The sequence below is a fragment of the Methylobacterium sp. WL18 genome (assembly GCF_008040015.1).
GTDB classification, from domain to species: Bacteria; Pseudomonadota; Alphaproteobacteria; order Rhizobiales; family Beijerinckiaceae; genus Methylobacterium; species Methylobacterium mesophilicum.
Map to the genome: position 1 here is coordinate 1 of NZ_VRVD01000749.1, position 2064 is coordinate 2064.

The following is a 2064-nucleotide window of genomic DNA, read 5'->3' on the forward strand; positions in this document are numbered from 1 at the left end:
GTGAAGGCGCTCGCCGGCCAGACCGCGCTCGCCACCGACCGGATCACCGGCCAGGTCGGGTCGATCCAGGGGGCCGCCGCCAACACGGTCGGCGCCATCGCGTCGATCGGCGAGACGATCGCCCGGATGAGCGTCATCGCCTCCGAGGTCGCCCATGCGGCGGACCAGCAGGGCGCGGCCAGCCAGGAGATCGCCCGGGCCATCGCGGATGCGGCGGCGGATTCGCACAAGGTCTCGGAGAGCGTCGGAGGCGTGCGCGCCGCGGCCGCCTCCAACGAGGTGCAGGCCGAGCAGGTGCGTGGCAGCGCCTCCCGGGTGAGCACCGGGACCCGCACCCTGCAGCAGGCGATCGAGACCTTCCTGGGGCAGGTCCACGCTGCGTAAGGTTCGACCCGGTGCCTGAAACCGCATGTCGGGCGCCGGACAAGACAGCCAGGGCGCGCGCGACCGTCCTGAAAAGGCTGGCCAGCGGCCCGAGATGGATCGGGACCGCTCCCACGCCGAACTGTGGGGGCTGGCACTGCTGCGGCGCGCGATGGAAACGCCTGGACACGTCCGCGATCCTCCGGGGTTTCCGACGTCGCCGTTCGTTCCCAGCGGGACGGAGCGCGAACAGAATCGCCCGGGGTAGCGGAACAGGCCTGTCGCCAAGGCATGATCGGATCCAAGCGCGTCCTGCGTGCGAGCGCAGGCGGCCGCGCTGCCGATAGTGTCATATCCGGGCGCACCGGCTTTGTATTGTTTCTGAATACAATAAAAACGGTATCGCGGGTTCTATGATTGAAAATTAAACTTGTGTATATTTGAACGTAAATAAAAAAACAAATTCAGTATTGACAACTTTTACGTGTATTGACGGACCGAGTCTTTGGCTCGTATCTTTATACGAAGAGCCAAAGCAACGTCGCCGAACCGTCCCGCTATCCCATGTTTGCAGTGTCGATTTTTGATCCGGCGGGCTCGTTCCGTCAGGGCTGCGCGTCGCCATGCCGGAGACGGCTGAGTTTCGGCCCGGCGATCCGCCGGCGCTGAGGCTGCGGCGCGCAGATCCAACGCCTGGCGCATCGTCCCGAGCACTGGGTTCGCCTCGAACCCGGCCACGTGCCCAGTGATCTCGATCGCCGGACGGTCTCCTCACCCTTCGACATCGCCGTTTCCGCCTTCGGCCAGGCGCCTTGCCGCGACGCGATCGTGCGTCGGTCCAGAAGAGAACAGTATCGTGCTTCAGATGCGCAATTCCTTCGGCTTCAAGCTGGCGGCGGTCGTCGGCCTGTTGGGCTTCGTGGCTCTCGGCATCTCGGCCTTCGCCGTCCGGCAATCGCTGTGGGAGCAGGACCGCGCCGCCGCCACGGACCGGATCTGGAATGCCGGGCTTCAAGCCGGCGCCCTGAGACAGGCCATCGAGCACGCGGTCGTGCAGGCCACCGCCCTCTACACCGCCGAGGACACGCAGGAAGCGCGGACGCGTCTCTCCGGGCTGCAGGACGCCCTGGCGGCGGTGGAACAGGTGCAGGTGCCGTTCCTGGCGGCGATGGAGGATCAACTGCCGCCGGATCGGCGCCGCCGGTTCGACCTCTTCGTGAAGGAGTTCATCGCCTACCAGACCGACACGGCCGAGCTCGGCCTGACGATCTCGCCCAAGGCCGCCCTGATCCAGGCCACCGACGAATCCACGGTAAAGAACCGTGAACGCATGATTGCGGAGATCGGCGGCCTCGGGCGCGAGGTGCTGGCCCGCCTCAACGACCAGCGCGCGGCCGGCGTCATCGAGCAGCGCCGGGCGATCGTCGCCCTGATCGTGGCGCCGGCGGTGGCGCTCGCCCTGGCGCTGGCCGCCGCGATCTGGATCGCCGTCTCCCAGATCCAGAAGCCCCTGAGACGCCTGAAAGCCGCCATGCAGGCTCTGGCGGCGGACCGGCTCGACGACACGATCCCGTTCACCGAGCGCCAGGACGCGATCGGCCAGATGGCGCATGCCATCGCGGCGTTCCAGGCGGCGATGATCGAGCGGCGGACGCTGGACCACGACGCCCGGGCGCGGACGGCGCGCGACCTCGTCCGGGC

1 protein-coding gene and 1 pseudogene are annotated in these 2064 nt (G+C 67.4%); both read left to right on the top strand.

Annotated elements, in window-relative coordinates; translation table 11 throughout:
* A pseudogene (locus FV228_RS27815) lies at nt 1-384 on the top strand (chemotaxis protein); the annotation flags it as partial.
* Nucleotides 385-1228: 844 nt separating this feature from the next.
* A partial coding sequence (locus tag FV228_RS27820; RefSeq protein WP_147857455.1) for a HAMP domain-containing protein occupies nt 1229-2064 on the top strand: 836 nt, incomplete at its 3' end.